This window comes from Sphingobium sp. OAS761 (assembly GCF_024168485.1).
Lineage (GTDB): Bacteria > Pseudomonadota > Alphaproteobacteria > Sphingomonadales > Sphingomonadaceae > Sphingobium.
This window is the reverse complement of sequence record NZ_JALJVY010000006.1, coordinates 1-16,066: the sequence shown is the minus strand read 5'-3', so window position 1 is coordinate 16,066 and position 16,066 is coordinate 1. Positions and strand designations below refer to the sequence as shown.

General features: G+C 62.8%; 15 protein-coding genes. 7 read left to right on the top strand and 8 right to left on the bottom strand.

Going from position 1 to position 16,066, the window contains the following annotated elements; translation table 11 throughout:
- Positions 1 to 28 precede the first annotated feature (28 nt).
- Both J3E64_RS09260 and J3E64_RS09255 read right to left on the bottom strand, forming a co-directional pair.
- Positions 29 to 1,243, bottom strand: coding sequence for a cytochrome P450 (locus J3E64_RS09260; RefSeq protein WP_253342377.1), 1,215 nt, complete (start codon positions 1,241 to 1,243; stop codon positions 29 to 31).
- Positions 1,244 to 1,303: 60 nt separating this feature from the next.
- A complete protein-coding gene (locus tag J3E64_RS09255; RefSeq protein ID WP_253342375.1) occupies positions 1,304 to 2,080 on the bottom strand; it encodes an SDR family NAD(P)-dependent oxidoreductase in 777 nt (258 codons plus the stop codon).
- Between the two features lie 117 nt (positions 2,081 to 2,197).
- Between J3E64_RS09255 and J3E64_RS09250 the strand changes: the two genes are divergently transcribed.
- Complete coding sequence (locus tag J3E64_RS09250; protein WP_253342374.1) at positions 2,198 to 2,998, top strand: SDR family NAD(P)-dependent oxidoreductase; 801 nt, start codon at positions 2,198 to 2,200, stop codon at positions 2,996 to 2,998.
- A gap of 237 nt (positions 2,999 to 3,235) precedes the next feature.
- Here the strand turns inward: J3E64_RS09250 and J3E64_RS09245 are convergent, their stop codons facing one another.
- From J3E64_RS09245 to J3E64_RS09235, 3 genes are read right to left on the bottom strand one after another with little or no spacing between them, the layout of a single operon-like run.
- Positions 3,236 to 4,393 (bottom strand): hypothetical protein, encoded by a 1,158-nt coding sequence (locus J3E64_RS09245; RefSeq protein WP_253342371.1) that lies wholly within the window; start codon positions 4,391 to 4,393, stop codon positions 3,236 to 3,238.
- A 51-nt stretch (positions 4,394 to 4,444) separates the two neighbouring features.
- Positions 4,445 to 5,248: an SDR family NAD(P)-dependent oxidoreductase gene (locus tag J3E64_RS09240; RefSeq protein WP_253342370.1), complete on the bottom strand. Its 804-nt coding sequence runs from the start codon at positions 5,246 to 5,248 to the stop codon at positions 4,445 to 4,447.
- A 4-nt stretch (positions 5,249 to 5,252) separates the two neighbouring features.
- Positions 5,253 to 6,425 (bottom strand): lipid-transfer protein, encoded by a 1,173-nt coding sequence (locus J3E64_RS09235; RefSeq protein WP_253342368.1) that lies wholly within the window; start codon positions 6,423 to 6,425, stop codon positions 5,253 to 5,255.
- Between the two features lie 212 nt (positions 6,426 to 6,637).
- Between J3E64_RS09235 and J3E64_RS09230 the strand changes: the two genes are divergently transcribed.
- From J3E64_RS09230 to J3E64_RS09220, 3 genes are read left to right on the top strand one after another with little or no spacing between them, the layout of a single operon-like run.
- On the top strand, positions 6,638 to 7,492 hold the full coding sequence (locus J3E64_RS09230; protein WP_253342366.1) for an alpha/beta fold hydrolase: 855 nt from the start codon (positions 6,638 to 6,640) through the stop codon (positions 7,490 to 7,492).
- Entirely contained in the window at positions 7,489 to 8,544 is a 1,056-nt protein-coding gene (locus J3E64_RS09225) for a phosphotransferase family protein (protein WP_253342364.1), read from the top strand. Before J3E64_RS09230 ends, J3E64_RS09225 begins: the two co-directional genes overlap by 4 nt.
- Before the next feature lie 24 nt (positions 8,545 to 8,568).
- Entirely contained in the window at positions 8,569 to 9,876 is a 1,308-nt protein-coding gene (locus J3E64_RS09220) for an acyl-CoA dehydrogenase family protein (RefSeq protein WP_253342362.1), read from the top strand.
- A gap of 500 nt (positions 9,877 to 10,376) precedes the next feature.
- On the opposite strand, the gene J3E64_RS09215 is transcribed toward J3E64_RS09220, so the two are convergent.
- The 3 genes from J3E64_RS09215 to J3E64_RS09205 are packed head-to-tail and all read right to left on the bottom strand — an operon-like array spanning position 10,377 to position 13,406.
- Positions 10,377 to 11,183 (bottom strand): ferredoxin--NADP reductase, encoded by an 807-nt coding sequence (locus tag J3E64_RS09215; protein WP_192668176.1) that lies wholly within the window; start codon positions 11,181 to 11,183, stop codon positions 10,377 to 10,379.
- Between the two features lie 17 nt (positions 11,184 to 11,200).
- Positions 11,201 to 12,376, bottom strand: a complete 1,176-nt coding sequence (locus J3E64_RS09210; RefSeq protein WP_253342360.1) for an acyl-CoA dehydrogenase family protein — start codon at positions 12,374 to 12,376, stop codon at positions 11,201 to 11,203.
- A 10-nt stretch (positions 12,377 to 12,386) separates the two neighbouring features.
- Complete coding sequence (locus J3E64_RS09205; RefSeq protein WP_253342358.1) at positions 12,387 to 13,406, bottom strand: acyl-CoA dehydrogenase family protein; 1,020 nt, start codon at positions 13,404 to 13,406, stop codon at positions 12,387 to 12,389.
- A gap of 185 nt (positions 13,407 to 13,591) precedes the next feature.
- Between J3E64_RS09205 and J3E64_RS09200 the strand changes: the two genes are divergently transcribed.
- The 3 genes from J3E64_RS09200 to J3E64_RS09190 all read left to right on the top strand — a co-directional run bounded on the left by J3E64_RS09200 (position 13,592) and on the right by J3E64_RS09190 (position 15,705).
- Positions 13,592 to 14,395, top strand: coding sequence for an enoyl-CoA hydratase/isomerase family protein (locus J3E64_RS09200; protein WP_253342356.1), 804 nt, complete (start codon positions 13,592 to 13,594; stop codon positions 14,393 to 14,395).
- 86 nt (positions 14,396 to 14,481) lie between these two features.
- Complete coding sequence (gene fdxA, locus J3E64_RS09195; protein ID WP_253342355.1) at positions 14,482 to 14,817, top strand: ferredoxin FdxA; 336 nt, start codon at positions 14,482 to 14,484, stop codon at positions 14,815 to 14,817.
- A gap of 138 nt (positions 14,818 to 14,955) precedes the next feature.
- On the top strand, positions 14,956 to 15,705 hold the full coding sequence (locus J3E64_RS09190; RefSeq protein WP_253342353.1) for a FadR/GntR family transcriptional regulator: 750 nt from the start codon (positions 14,956 to 14,958) through the stop codon (positions 15,703 to 15,705).
- The last annotated feature ends 361 nt before the right edge of the window (positions 15,706 to 16,066 follow it).

Sequence of the window (16,066 nt, the reverse complement as noted above, 5' to 3'; positions counted from 1 at the left end):
AACGGCCGCCCAAAGGCGGCCCCCGCCTTCACCATTCTAGCGGCAGATAATCGACGCCGAAAACCGATCCGCCATAAGTCACGGCCCTGTCGCCCTGTGCGATGCGGAAGGGAGGCAGATTGTCGAGCCATGCATCCAGCACAATCTTCAGTTCGCGCCGCGCAAGGTGCGAACCCAGGCAATTATGCGCGCCCGACCCGAAGGCGATATGCCGCATTACATCGCGACGCTCAAAGTCGACCTTCGTCGGATCCGCGAACTGGTTGGGATCGCGGTTACCGAACATAGTCGGAAGCGACACATAATCACCCTTGCGCATCTGGACGCCGTGGAATTCGACATCCTTCGTCACGAAGCGGCCCGACACTACCATGGAATTGGCGCGCAGCATTTCTTCCATCGCCTTGGGCCGCAGGTCCGGATTCGCGCGCAACTCCTCCTGACGATCGGGATTTTCCGCCAAAAACTTGAAGAAGAAGCCAAGGCCAGCCGCAACCGTATCGAGGCCCGCACCATATAGCACATAGGCCATGCCCAACTGCTCCTGGTCGGTCAGCGCACGGCCCTCAAATTCCGAATTGGCGATATAGCTCACCACATCATCCTTCGGATCTGCCTTCCGCGCCTTCAACGTGTCGACCAGATAGTCCTTGATCGCCCGCGCCGCGTTCGCCCGTTCCTCAATCACCGTACCGTGCAGAAGCTGCTTTTCCCATTCCAGAAACAGCGGCGCGTCTTCCAGCGGCAGGCCCATCAGACGCAGGAACACGGTGGTCGGCACCGGCAATGCAACGGCTTCCTGGAAATCGCATTTGCCCAGCGGCTTCACCTTCTCCACCATATCGGCGACGAATTCGGTGATGCCTTCCTCCAGCATGCTCATCCGGCTGGGCGAGAAAACCTTGTTCAGAAACATGCGATAGGGGCGGTGCAGCGGCGGATCGACCTCCAGCGGTAACATCGGCCAATCTTCGCCCAGCAGCTGGGAAAAGCCCGAATAGCGATCGCTGGAAAAGATTTCCGGCGTCTGGAAGGCTTCGACGATCAGCGGATAGCTTTTGACGACCCACGTACCCCGACCGCGACGACCGCGCGGCGCATAGATGATCGGCCGTTCGTCCCGGGTCCCATCCATCGCCTGAGGCGGATTGCTGGTCACGCCTTCGATCGAATCGAAAGCCCAGTCCTGCACCAGATCGGCCGGGACATGATCGGGTATCTGGGTGGAAGTCGCGACGTTCATTGCCATCTCCGAATTATTGAGTTTACTCTAAGTCTTCTGCGCTTCAGCTGCAACCTGTCATCACGAACCCAGCATGGTTCGTCCGCCATCGACCGCGAAAGTCTGGCCGGTCATATAACGGCCACCCGGCCCGGCGAGCAGGCGCACCAGCGGCAGCAGATCACGCTCTACATTGCCCAGCCGCCCACCCAGTGGTGAGAAACGCTTCCTGTCCTCTTCCAGTTTCCGGCGTTCCTTCGGATCGAGCTGCGCCAGATAGCGCTCAGCCACGTCCGTGCCCATGGTCGGGGCAATAGCATTGACTGTGATATCGTAAGGCCCCCATGCGGCGGCGACGGCCCGGGTCCAGGCGAGCACGGCGCCCTTGGCCGCGGAATAAGCGGGGCGATCGGCCATGCCGCGAATCCCCGCGAAAGAGCCTAAATTGATGATGGCGCCGCCATTGTTCTTCATCAGGCGGAAGGCGGCTTGATTGGTGAGGAAAGTGCCCTTCGCATTCACCGATAGAACCAGATCCCAAACCTCCTCGGGCAGGTCCTCGGGTGTGTAGCCCGGCTTGTCCATCCCGGCAGAATGGACCAGTGCGTCCAGCCCGCCCATCCAGTCCGCCCCGCCCTTGAAAGCGGCGGCGACCTGCGCGGCGTCGGTGACATCACATCGGCGGTAGCGCGCCTGGCCGGACGGCAGTGCGGCGACGAGCGCCTTACCAAGATCGTCGCGTTTATCCAACACCAGCACCTGTGCTCCGGCTTCGACGAAGCCCTGCGCCACGACCGCACCGATGCCGCGTGCCCCGCCGGTCACTATGGTGCAATATCCCGCCAGCTCTCCGCTCATATCCTCTCCAGCCAAGCACGCGCATTGCCTCTATTCGCCCGATCCGAAAGTCTCTAATTGAACTTACTCAAATGGCAAGTGTCGCCGGGCACCGCCGCAGGCATGAAGGAGAGACATATGAAAAAAACGACGGCCCTGATCTGCGGCGCGGGCGGCGGCGGCATCGGCATCGCCACCTCCTTGACGCTGGCGCGCGAGGGGGTGGACGTCGTCGCGGTGGATCATAGCCAGGCGTTGGTGGACGAAACGATCCGTCAGGTAACCGCGGTGGGCGCTACGTGCCACGGCATCGTCGCGGACCTGCGCGACCCTGCCCAGCGCAGCACGATCATCGCGCGGGCGGTGGAGATGGCAGGGACCATCCACGCCGTGGCCAATATCGCGGGCGGAATGGCGCCGACGCAATGGGGCCGGTTCGAAGGTACGCCGGACGAGGTGTGGCGCACGGTGATGGCACTCAATCTCGATTATGTGTTCACCATCTGCCGCGATGCCGCAGCTCATATGATCGAGCGGAAGATCGCCGGCGCCTTCGTCAACATCGCCTCGGTCAGCGCCCTTCCCTCTGCCACCTTCCACGCGCCATATGGCGCAGCGAAGGCCGGAGTCGTCGCGCTCACCCGCTCCATGGCGGCGGAACTGGGCAAATATGGCATTCGCGCCAATGTCGTAGCGCCCGGCGCCACCAAGACATCTCGCGCCGTCGGCCTGCTCGGCGAGCAGATGGAGGCGCGCTATAGTGAGTGGAATCCGCTCGGCCGCATCACATCTCCTCAGGAAGTGGCGGAGAGCATCGCCTTTCTTCTGTCGAGCAAGGCGACTGGCATCACCGGGGCGTTGCTGACAGTCGACAGCGGCATGACATCCCGCTGCGCGTTGGGCGGCGTCGAATATTTCGACGGCCGCTCCAACTGGTAGCCCCCTGCCAGCGTGAACGCATCTGCGCGCCTTCCGGTACGGCCGATTGATAGCGCACGGGATGCTGATGACCGCGACGGGGCAATCTAGCCGGCTCCGCGCGAGCCGGAATCCAGGTCCCAGTCGGCACACAATGGCGTGCAAGAACCTTAATTTATCAATGAACTAAGTTGTGAAAAAGGCGCGGGCCGAGAGGCCCGCGCCTTTACGCTGATGCTTGGCTAGCCGGCCCGCCCGTTACTCTGCTGTGACGGCGTAGATGGAGCCGTCTGGGTGGTGATATTCACCGGTGGAGTAGGATTTGCCCATGATGGACATGAGCAGTTCGTTGCCACGGAACGCCAGCATGGTGGAGGCACCCTGGAAATTGTCGGCGAACACGTGGGTCTTGCCGTCCTTGTCGGTGCGCAGCAGGCGCGCCTTGTAGGGCACCGGCTCGTCCCAGGTGGTGACATGGTTGAGGTCGACCCCGCCCTCGTCCACCCAGAAGAGGTCGCCTGCGAACCTGCCGAAGCTTTCGGGCGCCTTGACTGCGTCGATCAGCGCGGGAACCTTGTCGAGCGGGATCGGGGTGGGATCGATCTTGCCGTTGCGATCCATGAGATAATGGAGCCACTGGGGCTTTTCGGTCGCCTTGAAGTCGACATCGTCGATATAGGAGGCGCCCATCTTGCCCAGCACGATATATTCTCCGGCATATTCGCCCCACCAGGCCGGCGCGACCTGGATGTCGAGCGGCATCATCGGCGCGGGCGTTACCGGCGGTGTCAGCGTCACCCAGGGTTCAATGTGCCCCTTGTTGTCCACCGTGTAGATGGTGCAGTTCATCATCGACATGCAGAAAAACTTGCCCTCCTGCGGGCTGCCATAGGGGCCAAAGCCGCCGGTCAGACCGGCGCCGGGAATGCCGTCATTGAGCGTACCGGCATGGGGGATCTCGGCGAACACCTCCATCTTGCTGTCGCCCTGGGCATATTTGAACACATAATGCTGGTTGCGCGCGCCGACGCGGCCTGGCCCCGCCTGGCCGACCAGCATCACCTGATCCTTGTACGCCCCGAACTCAGGGGGAATGCGGATCGGACAGAGCGGCATATAGGTGCCCATATTCTCAGGCCGCACCAGATATTCCACGCTGTTGTCGGCGTGCAGCTTCATGATCGAGCCATGACCCTTGGTTTCGTCCCAGCCATAGGTCTGCTGGCCGCCGATGTCGCCATAGATGATCGAGCCGTCGGGCTCCAACCAGTCCTGGTTGGGGCAGAAGATCAGCTGCGGGTCATAGGTCTGCTCGCCAACAGGCACGATCTCGCGCGCGCTGTAGCCCGCTTCCTTGACGTCCATCTTGAACGCACGTTCTTCCTTCAGCCAGCCATAGTCCACCGTCTCAGCCATTCTTGCTCTCCCTATGAAGATATCGGTTCGAAATTGGTCAGCCGGCCCCATTCAGCCGGTGCGGGCGGCCAGCCCCTCGGGAAATAGCCCGGCCAGCGTTCCCGCTTCCCAGCTCTCGTCGTCCTGCCCGGTGCGCTGCGCGATCAGCGCGAAGCCGTCACCCGTGCCGTCCAGCCGGAGCGGCGGACGTCCCGCGTCGATCGCGTCGGCAATGCGCGACGCCACCTGCTGCGCTGTCGCCGGTGCCTTGCGGCTCGCCGCGATCCGCGCGCGCGCACGCTCCTCCAGCAAGGCATAGGCGTCCATCGAGACGTCGGTGCGATTGTCCCCGAAACTGCTTTCCACCGCGCCCAGCACGACGGTGCAGGCCGCGATGCCCAGCGGCGCCAGCTCGATCCGCAGCGCGTCGGTATAGGCATCGAGCGCCGCCTTGGTCGCCGCATAATGGCCGAGCAATCCGGTCGAGCGCTTCGCCGCGGCCGAGGAGATATTGTAGATCGCCCCGCGCCCTCGCGCCCGCATGCCCGGCAGCAGCGCCTTGGCCATACGGATCGGGCCCAGCACATTGGTCGAGAAGAGCCGTTCGAGGTCGGCGATCGCCGGCGCCTCCACCGCCCCCCAGATGCTGAAGCCCGCATTGTTGATGAGGATATCGACATCGCCCGCCACCTGCGCCGCCGCCGCGACCGAGGCATCGTCGGTCACGTCGAGCGACAGGGCAAGCGCGACCGGCAGGTCGGCCAGCGTTTCCGCCCGCCGCGCGGTCGCGACCACATCATGGCCGCGCTGGCTCAGTTCCATGACCAGCGCCCGACCGATCCCGCTGGAACATCCGGTGACGAGAATGCGCGCCACGGCTTCAATCCTTCACATAGAGAGTGACGACACCGGCAGAGCCCATGCCGATATTGTGCTGAAGCGCGACGCGCGCGCCCTCGACCTGCCGAGCGCCGGCCTCGCCGCGCAGCTGCTGCACCAGCTCCGTGCACTGTGCCAGACCCGTCGCACCCAGAGGATGGCCCTTGGACATCAGCCCCCCCGACGGATTGACGACGACCTTGCCGCCATAGCTGTTGTCCCCGTCCGCGATGAACCTCGACGCCTCGCCCTCGCCGCACAGGCCAAGCGCCTCATAGTTGATGACCTCGTTGGTCGTGAAACAGTCGTGCAGCTCCACCACGTCCACATCCTGCGGACCCACGCCCGCCTGCGCGAAGGCGCTCGCGGCCGCCCGCTGCGTGATGCCGCGGCCCACAAGATCGATCGCGCTGTCGAACGCCTCGGGTCCGTCCGTCCCCATCGCCTGCCCCGCAATCCGCACCATACGGGTCAGACCCCGTTCGCGCGCAAACCTCTCGCTTACCACGATAGCCGCCGCCGCGCCGCAGGTCGGCGGGCATGCCATCAGCCGCGTCAGATAGTCGCCCCAGATCACCGGCGATTCCATGACCTCTTCCACCGTGATCGGCTTGGTGAACAGCGCCATCGGATTGTTCGCCGCATGGGTCCGCGTCTTGACCGCCACCTTCGCGAAGATATCCGCTTTCGCGTCGTACCTGCTGAGATATTCCTGACCCGCAGCCCCGAAGAAACCCGGCGCCGACATCGCCTCGTCCACAGGATAGCCCAGCTCATTGAACCGCGCCACGATCCGGTCCACCGGCGACACCCGGAAATCCTCGTTCACCAGCGCCCCCGGCTTCATCTCCTCAAAACCAAAGGCCAGCGCCACGTCCACCGCGCCAGACGCCACCGCCTGGTTCGCCAGCAGCAACGCAGACGACCCCGTCGCGCACGCATTGCGCACATTGATCACTGGTATGCCCGTCATCCCCACTTCATACAGCGCCCGCTGCCCGCAGGTCGTCGCCCCGTAACAATAGCCCGCATAAGCCTGCGCAACATCCTCAAGACCGAGGCCCGCGTCCCTCAACGCCACACGGATCGCCTCCGACGCCATCACAGGATAGGCCTCCTGAGCCCCAGGCTTGCTGAAACGCACCATCCCCACTCCAGCCACCAATGCAGACATCGCTCACTCCTGCTCCGAATTTTGCCGCGATATAGCTATCTCTATTGCTTGCGTCCAGTAAGACCATGCAATTCGTGTCTGGTCGCACACGCGCCTCCATATGGATGTTGATCGACCGCAAACCAGTTTCCCGCCTAAAAGAGATCACTTTTTTCTTGATCGCGCTTCCGATGCGCGACATGGCAAGACGCAGGAAGGTGGAGGGAGCCCGAATGGAAAAGCTGGTTCTGGAGAATCAAGGCGCGACTATCGTCGGCGATTTCCTGCCACGCCCTGGCGCCCCGCTCATTATCTTCTCCCATGGCGGCGGGCAGACGCGCCACAGCTGGCGCGGCGCCGCCGAGTCGCTGTGGGCCAGGGGGTTCGAGACCATTTCGCTGGACCTGCGCGGCCATGGCGAGAGCAGCTGGCCGGACGAGGCCCATTACGGGTTGGACCTGTTTGCCGATGACATTGTCCAGATTGCACGCCTTTATGGCGAGGGCCGACCGGTGGGGCTGGTCGGCGCCTCGTTCGGCGGCATGATGTCGCTGCTGGCGGGCGCGGCACCCGATTCGCCGGTCGGCGCGGTCGCCATGGTCGATGTCGTGCCGCGCGTCGAGCCGAACGGCGCGTCGCGCATCCGCGGCTTCATGCTGGCCCATGCCGAAGGATTCGAATCGCTGGAGCAGGCGGCAGTGGCAATCGCCAACTATAAGGGCGAGCCAGCGCCCACGGACACGGCGGGGCTGGAGAAGAATCTGCGCCAGCGTGACGATGGCCGCTGGTACTGGCACTGGGACCCGAAATTCCTGACCAGCATTCCGCGAGGCGAACAGCGCATTATCGACCTGGAATGCGCCGCCGCATCCTTCGGCAAGCCGCTGCTGCTGGTCCACGGCCTGCAAAGTGATGTCGTCGGGGAAGCGGGGGTGGAGGCGCTGCGCGCGCTCGCGCCGCAACTCGAATATGTGGACGTGGCGCATGCGGGGCATATGGTGGTGAACGACCGCAACGACGCCTTCATCGAGGCGATATCCGTATTTTTGTCTGCCCATTTCAATGCGGTAACAGGATATACTATATGAGCGAGACAGTTTCCGCACCCTGGTTCGAGGCAGCGGCGGGCGAACGGCTGGGGCGATGGCTGGCCGCGCGCTTCCCCGAGGCCGACGCCGACAGGGCTACGCTGGTGTCGCTGGCCGGCGGTACGAGCGGATCGGTGATGCTGGTCACGGCGGGCGCCTGGAAGGCCGTGCTGCGCACGGTAGCCTGGCCGGCGCGGCCCGACAGTCTCAACGCCCTGCGGCGGGAGGCGCGCGTGCTGGAGGCGCTCAAAGGGTCGACCGTGCCGCACCCCGCCTTCCTTGGCTATTGCGACGATGAAGGCGTGATCGGCGCGCCCTTCTGTCTCACCGGCTTCGTCGAAGGCTGGATGGGATCGGGCGATCCCCCTGCCGGTCAGGGCTGGACCGAGGAGGAGCGGCACAAGACGGCCTATGCGATGATCGAGGGGCTAGCCGCCCTGTCGAAGGTGGATGTCGCGGCGGTCGGCCTCACCGATTTCGGTAAGCCCGACAATTTCCTGGAGCGCCAGGTCGACCGCTGGCAGGCACAGATGGAAAAGCACCGCGCCCATCCCGACTATGGCGACCGGCAGCTGCCCGGTTGGGACGAGCTGGCGCAATGGCTGCGCGACAATCGACCGGAAACCCAGCGCATCACCATCATCCATGGCGATCTCAGCTTCTCCAACGTGATGTTCGCCAACGACCTGCCGCCGCGCCTCGCGGCGATGATCGACTGGGAGATCGCGACGATCGGCGATCCACTGCTCGATCTCGGCCGGGCGCTTTATCCCTTCCCGTCGGAAAGCGGCGCGCCGGGCTACAGCCTCGCGGTCGATCTTTCCGCCTATCCGACCCGCGAAAGCCTGGCGCGGCGTTATGCGGAATTGAGCGGGCTCAATGTGCAGGATCTGCGCTATTATATGGCCTTGTCCATGTTCAAGCTCGCCGCCCTGATCGAATTCAACCACGTCAAGAGCCTGCACGAGGAGGCCGGGTCCATGGCCCATCGCCTCGCCGCGTTCATCCCGCGCCTGGTGGCAGGCGCGCTGGAAATCACGCGACAGGCTTGAAACCCATTTCCAAGGAGATAGCAGATGATTGATTTCTCGCTCGAACCGGAGTTCGAGGAAACGCTTGAGTGGATCAGGACCTTCGTCAGGAACGAGGTCGAGCCGATGGACGTGGTGCACGGCTACAGCACCAACGCGCCGTATGTGACGACCAACACCGGGTCGATGAAGCTCCTCAAGATCCTGCAGCAGAAGGTCCGCGACAAGGGCATCTGGGCGCCGCATCTGACACCGGAGATGGGCGGCCAGGGCTTCGGCCAGGCCAAGCTGTGCTTCATCAACGAGATTCTGGGCCGCTCCAACTGGGCCCCGCGCGTGTTCGGCGCCAATGCGCCCGACAGCGGCAATGGCGAGATCCTGGCCCATTTCGGCACGCCCGAGCAGAAGGAGCGGTTCCTGAAACCCCTGCTCAACGGCGAGATCATCAGCTGCTATTCGATGACAGAGCCCGATGGCGGTTCCGACCCGACCAATTTCAAGACGCGCGCGGTGCGTGACGGCGACGACTGGGTCATCAACGGCTATAAGTGGTTCTCCTCCAACGCCCGCTATGCCAGCTTCCTGATCGTCCCGGTCATCACCGATCCAGATGCCGAGCCGCACAAGCGCATGACCATGTTCCTGGTCCCCGGCGACACGCCCGGCATCGACTTCGTGCGCAATGTCGGCCTGTGGGGCGAGACGGGCGACATGTGCACCCATGGCTATATCCACTATAATAACGTCCGCGTGCCCAACAATTGCGTGCTGGGCAATCCGGGCGAAGGCTTCAAGGTCGCCCAGTCGCGCCTGGGCGGCGGCCGCATCCACCATGCGATGCGAACGGTGGGCCTGTGCCAGAAAGCGCTGGAAATGGCGTGCGAACGCGCCGTCAGCCGCGAGGTGAAGGAAGGCCGTCTCGCCGATCTCGGCGTCGTGCGCGACCAGATCGGCGGCTGGTGGGCCGAGCTTCAGCAGTTCCGCCTGCTGGTGCTGCACACCGCCTGGCTGTACGATCAGGGGCCGGCCAAGCAGCGCGAGGCCTATATCCAGACCGCGGCGGTCAAGGTGAAGACCGCCGAAGTGTGCGAGAAGATCATCTGGGGCGTCGCGCACCTTCACGGCTCTTGGGGTGCGTCGAACGAGACCCGCTTCGGCCCGATGATCGGCGCGGCCTTTCGTATGGGCATTGTCGACGGTCCGACCGAGGTGCATCGCGCCGTTCTCGGCAAGCAGATCCTCAAGCGCGTCCAGCCGGTCGAGGGCCTCCTGCCGTCAGATCATGTGCCGACGCTGCTCAAGGCGGCCTATGAGAAGTACGGCGAATATTTCGCCGAAGATCCGGTTCGCTGAAGGGATTGCCGTCGCGTTGACGAAGGTTGACGCGGAAGAATATCGTGGCCGGAACCAAAATGGGGCGGATCAGTCGATCCGCCCCTTCCTGCTTTCAGGCCCCATGCGACGGGGCACTTCGCTGCCACCAGCTCATTTCTGGGTTGAGGGCCCGCCATCGAGCACGATTGTCGTCCCGTTCTGATAGGCGGAGGCGCCGTTCGCGAAATAGCTATGAAAATCTACCTGAGGATAAATTTACCTGAAAGGCTGCAAAGGAAAGACACGGGATTGCATCATGGGGCCGCCACGGCGTCGCCCCGGACTTGTCAGGACGCGCTGTCAGACCGGCTCGGGCGCAAACTGACTCTCACCAAGTCGCGCCTGCCTACCATGGCGGCGGCATGGCGCTGTTGCTGATGGTGGCCGCCATCCGGCTGCTGTCCTGAGCATCATCGCGGTCGCAGATGGCGGAACGGCAGCGAAGCGACCAACGATCCCCCGCTCTCCGCGCTTGCCAATTAGCCGACGAAGGCGCGTTCCATCACATAAGTGCCTGGTTCGGAGTTCGACCCTTCGACAAGCCCGTTGGATTCGAGCAGCGCGCCCATGTCCTTGTTGAACGCCATCGACCCGCACAGCATGAAGCGGAAGGAACCACGGTCTTCCTCCACCACGCCCACCTCGTTGCGAAAGATGCCGTCGCGGATCAAATCCGTGATTCGGCCCTTGCGATGGAATTCGCCCCGCGTGACGGTAGGATAGTAAGTAAAGCGGTCCTTCAGCATCTCGCCGAAAATCTCGTCCGCACGGATTTCCTCCTCCAGGAATTGGCGATAGGCGAGTTCCTCGGCTTGGCGCACCGTATGCGTGACGATGATCTTCTCGAACTTCTCGTGCGTCTCGGGATCGCGCAGCACCGAGAGGAAGGGTGCGAGACCCGTGCCCGTGCCCACCATGCAGAGCGTCTTGCCGGGCAGCAGTGCGTCCAGCACCAGCGTACCGGTCGGCTTCTTGCCCAGGAAGATATGATCACCTTCCTTGAGATGTTGGAGGCGGGAAGTCAGCGCGCCCTCCTCCACCTTGACAGAGAAGAATTCCAGATGCTCTTCCCAGCTAGGGCTGGCAATCGAATAGGCGCGCATCAACGGGCGGCCGTTCGCGCCCAGCAGGCCGATCATGATGAATTCACCGGAGCGGAAGCGGAAGGTCGACGGCCGCTCGATGCGGAAACTAAACAGGCCGGCGGTCCAGTGATGGACCCATGTCACCTTGGCGAGGTGCAGCCCCTTGTCGTCGGCAACGGCCTGAAGGCCGGCCTGATCCATATCATGCAGTTCGTTGCTCATCGTGACCTCGGTAGATTGAGAACGCGGTCGGCGATGATCTCCTTCTGGATTTCCGTCGCCCCGCCGGCGATGGTCAGCACCCATGACCACATATGATCGAACGTCCATTCGTTGCTGTGACGCGTGCCGTCATAGTCGAGGAAGGGCTGGCCGGAGAGGTCCGCCACGACTTCCATCAGTTGCTTGTTCACCTGGCTGACGAGCAACTTGACCATCGACCCTTCTGGGCCCGGCTGGCCTTTGCGATCGATGTTGGACACGTTCATGATCGCCATGGCGCGCAAGCCCATCGCGTCGGCCTTGAGATCGGCGAGCTTGCGGGCGATCTCCTTGTCCTCGATCGCGCGATTGCCGTCAGCGGTGACCGTCTTGCGCGCCAGTTCGATCGCGCGTTCCACCTTGCCGGCCATGGAAATCTGATCGCGCAGAAAGGTGTTGCCGCGTTCGAAGGCGAGGGTCGACATGGCGACCGACCAGCCGCCACCTACTTCGCCCACGACATTCTTCAGCGGAATGCGGACATTGTCATAGAAAGTGGCGTTGATGTCGCTCTCACCCATCATGGTCGAGATCGGCTGGACAGTGATGCCCGGCGTCGACATGTCGCAGATGATCCAGGTCAGGCCCTTATGCCGTTCCGACCCCGGCTCGGTGCGGATCAACAGTTCCTGAAACTCCGCCGTCGCGGCGCCCGAAGTCCACGTCTTCTGGCCGTTCACGACCAGATAGTCGCCGTCGATCTCGCCCCGCGTCTTGAGCGCGGCAAGGTCGGACCCCGCGCCCGGCTCGGAAAAGCCCTGGCACCAGATGGTCTCGCCTTTAAGGATATTCTCCAGATAGGCGGCCTTATGCTCTTCGGTACCGCGCGTGATGATCGTCGGGCCGGCGTGGGTCAAGGCGATGGTGAAGCGTTCATAACCGGGCGCGCGAGCGCGTTCGCATTCCTCCCACCAGATGAGCGTGCGGACGCCGTTGAGGCCGAGCCCCCCATATTCCTTCGGCCAGTTCACCCCGGCCCAGCCACCGTCATAGAGGCGGCGCTGCCATGCCTTGTCGAAGGCGGCGCCGGCCTGCACTTCGGCCGGGCGCGGTTCGGTAGGAACGTTCGCGGCCAGCCAGGCGCGCGCGGCCCTGCGGAACTCCAGGTCCTCGGGTGTATAATCCAGATCCATGGTCAGTCCTTCAGATCGTCAGCAGCGGTTCGTCGAGCAGGGCGTCGAGCAACGGTTTGCGGCCGCCGAACCAGGGAGCCAGCATCAGCGCCCGCTTCATAAAATGGTGGGCGGGCAGATCGTTCGTGATGCCGATGCCGCCGTGCAACTGGATGTTGATATCCGCGTTGCGGGTGGCGGCGCGGTGCGCGACGACCTTCGCCGAGGAAAGTTGCAGCGCCACATCGTCACGCCCATCGCGCAGAGCCAGCGCGGCGACATAAAGCAGGGACTTGGCATGCTCGCTGCGCGCCGCGCCCTCAGCAATCGGGTGACGAACCGCCTGGTAAGCGCCGATCTTGCGTCCGAACGTCTCACGGATGCCGGCATATTCCTGCACCATGGCGACGGCGCCTTCGGCAAGCCCGGTCAGATAGGCGGCGGTCAACAGAAGGCCGTTATGCACCGTCGCTGCGGCCGGAACGCGGGCGAGCACCGATAGCCCAGCCAGATCGCGCCGGGCGACCGGCGTAAAGGCGTCGAGCCAGGGCAGCTCTTGAAGACCGGCGGCGGATGCGTCGAGCAACAGCGCCTCATCGCCGACAATGGCGAGCACGGCCTGCGCGTCCTGCACGTTGTAGATGCGTGCTGTCCCGTTCACTCCATCGGCCGTAGCGCTCAGCGGTGCTTCCGCGACAGCCAGTGCTGCGCCCCCTTCGCCCGAAAGGAGGGCATCGCGAAGACCATTCAGGCCCGCCTCGTGGGCGAGCTTGGCCGCCAGGATCGCAGGGATGATCGCCGTCGGACCGATCACCCTGCCGATCTCGCGGAGAATGAACGCTTCCTCGACCACTGTCATGCCGACGCCGCCACCATCCTCTGCAAGGCCAATGCCCATCCAGCCAAGCTGCGCCATCGACTGCCGCTGAAGGCGAGCCTTGTCGGCATCATAATGAGCGTCGAACAGCCGGGACAAAGGCAGTTCGTTGATGATGAAGTCGGCAGCCAGATCGATGATCTGCTGCTGGTCGTCAGTCGGGATCAAATCCATTAAGCCGGTCCTGCTCCTATCGCCGCCCCGCGCCTTGCCGCACAGGCATGGCCGCCTTCCGGACGGCATGCGATTAAGTCCCTATAGGCTGTCGGGACTGAATTCAATATACTCTTTTGACTTGCCGCTTGGCAGGACAATGATAGTAAGCGGGCGCAGACAAATTGCAGGACCAGGAGATCGCGATGTCCGAAACGCCGCCTTTGCTCGTCGAACGGCATGGATATGTGCTGAAGCTGACGTTGAACCGGCCCGATCGGCTCAACGCGCTGAACCGCCCGATGCAATATGCGCTGGAAGAACAATATGCATTGGCCGCGTCAGACCCGGGCGTGCGCGTCATCGTCATCACCGGAGGGGGACGTGCCTTCTGTTCCGGCGCGGATGTAGGCGGGCTCAAGGAAGCGGCCGAGACGACCAATGATCCATCCAAGGTGATCGTTCCCAAATTCACCAGCCGGATGGCCGGAATCTGGAAGCCGGTGATCGTGGCGGTGAACGGCGTTTGTGCGGGAGCGGGCCTGCATTTCGTGGCGGACGGCGACATCGTGATCGCGTCCGAGTCGTCGAGCTTCGTCGACTCCCATGTCAATGTAGGCCAGGTGACTGCGCTGGAGCCGATCGGCCTGCTGCGCAAGATGAGCGCGAGCGCAGTGTTGCGCATGGTCATATTGGGCAAGGCCGAAAGGCTGAACGCGCAGCAGGCGCTGGCAGCCGGCCTGGTATCGGAAGTGGTGCCTGCCGATCAGTTGATCGACCGGGCGATGGCCCTTGCGGAAATCGTTGCGGGGGTGTCACCCGCAGCTGTCCAGGGATCGCTCAAGGCGGTTTGGGAATCCTACGAGAAGCCCCTGGCCGAAGCCTATGCCAACGGCTTCGACATATTGATTCGTCACCGCAGCCATCCCGACGCGGTCGAGGGCACGGCGGCCTTCCTTGAAAAGCGCCAGCCCTCATGGACGGTACTCGGCGAAAACAGGGAAAGCTGAAGCAGGGGCGCCATCAACCTAAACGAAGAGAAGCGGCGGTCCGTCAGTGCGAAACGATAGCCAAAGCTAGAAAGACTGAAACAACCATGACCTATGTCGTGACCGACAACTGCATCCGTTGCAAATATATGGACTGCGTAGAGGTATGTCCGGTGGACTGTTTCTATGAGGGCGAGAACATGCTGGTCATCAACCCCAGCGAGTGCATCGACTGCGGCGTGTGCGAACCCGAGTGTCCTGCAGAAGCGATCATGCCTGATACCGAAAGCGGTCTGGAGGCTTGGCTGGCGCTGAACGCCACATATTCCACCGAATGGCCCAACATCACTGCCAAAGGCAGCGCGCCTGCTGATGCCGATGAAATGAACGGTGTGGATGACAAGCTGAAGAAGTTTTTTTCGACAGAGCCTGGTAACGCCTGAGTGCTGAAATTGCGCTCATAAGGGCGCGGTACCAGAGATTGTGCCGGTTCCCGCACCAAGCTTCGTTCGCATGACCAGCATGCGCTTCTTGACGTGCCCGAAACCCTCTCGTTACAGTGAGCGGTTAAAGGAGTAACAATGGCATCGATCTCTTCCACCGTCCGACGTGTCGCACAGCAAATCCGCGGGGACATATTGGCCGTACCGCCCGAGCATATGCTGGGGTCCGAGGATGATCTGCTGGCCCGCTATCGGGTAAGCCGGCCGACGCTGCGCCAAGCGGCATCGCTGCTCGCACAGGAGCAATTGCTGACCGTCAAGCGCGGCGTTGGCGGCGGCTATTTTTCGCGCAGACCTGACACCAGCGGTGTGGCACATTCGGCGGCCGTTTATTTGATGGCGCACTCCACGTCGATGCGCGAAATTCTGCAAGCGGTTAGCCCGATCAAGGCAGAGCTCGCCATTCTGGCCAGTCGTAATCGTGATCCGGAACTGCATGCCGCTCTGCGGGAATTTGCGGAGCAGGACATTCCCGACGACGGCAATCTCTATAAGGCGTTCTTGCGCTCCGAACGGAGTTTCAGTCAAATTCTCTCGGTTATGGCTGGCAACAAGGTGCTCGCCCTGTTCCTCGACACGCTTTATGATTTTTGCGCGGAAATGCCGCCTGAACAGGATGTGTATCGCAATCATCCGTCTCGCATTCGGCAATATTGGACCACGCGGGCGGAAATGGTCCGCGCCATCTTGGCCGGGGATGAAGAGATTGCTGCCGTGTTTGCGAAGCGCTGTGCGGAGATGGTGACCCGTTGGACCCCCGAAGACTCAGGTAATACGGACGTGGTGCCCCTCTTCCCTGGTGTGCTTGCCCCGCAGCTTACAGAATAATCATGCTGAGGAGCCGGCCCGACGCGTCCGTTTAAGGCGCTGACCAGCCTTTCTATCTCTGCCGTGTCAGCAAGTTCTGGCGCGCCACTGTCGATAGACGAAGACCCAGCAGTTCGGCGTGGGGGCCGATCACGACGGCACATGCGCGATCCTATGCTTCGCACCACCTCGGGGTCGGCAACGACTTTCTGGAGAAAAGGCATAGACGCGTCCGTCGTGCAGGCCGCCAGCGCGCCCTCCAGAATTGATGCGCCTTGACGTGCTCCCCTGAAATGTGACCGATTTTGAGTAGAGTCCGACGCGAAGGAGTCGGACGGATATGAAGCGGAGCAGGTTCAGCGAAGAGCAGATCATTGCGATC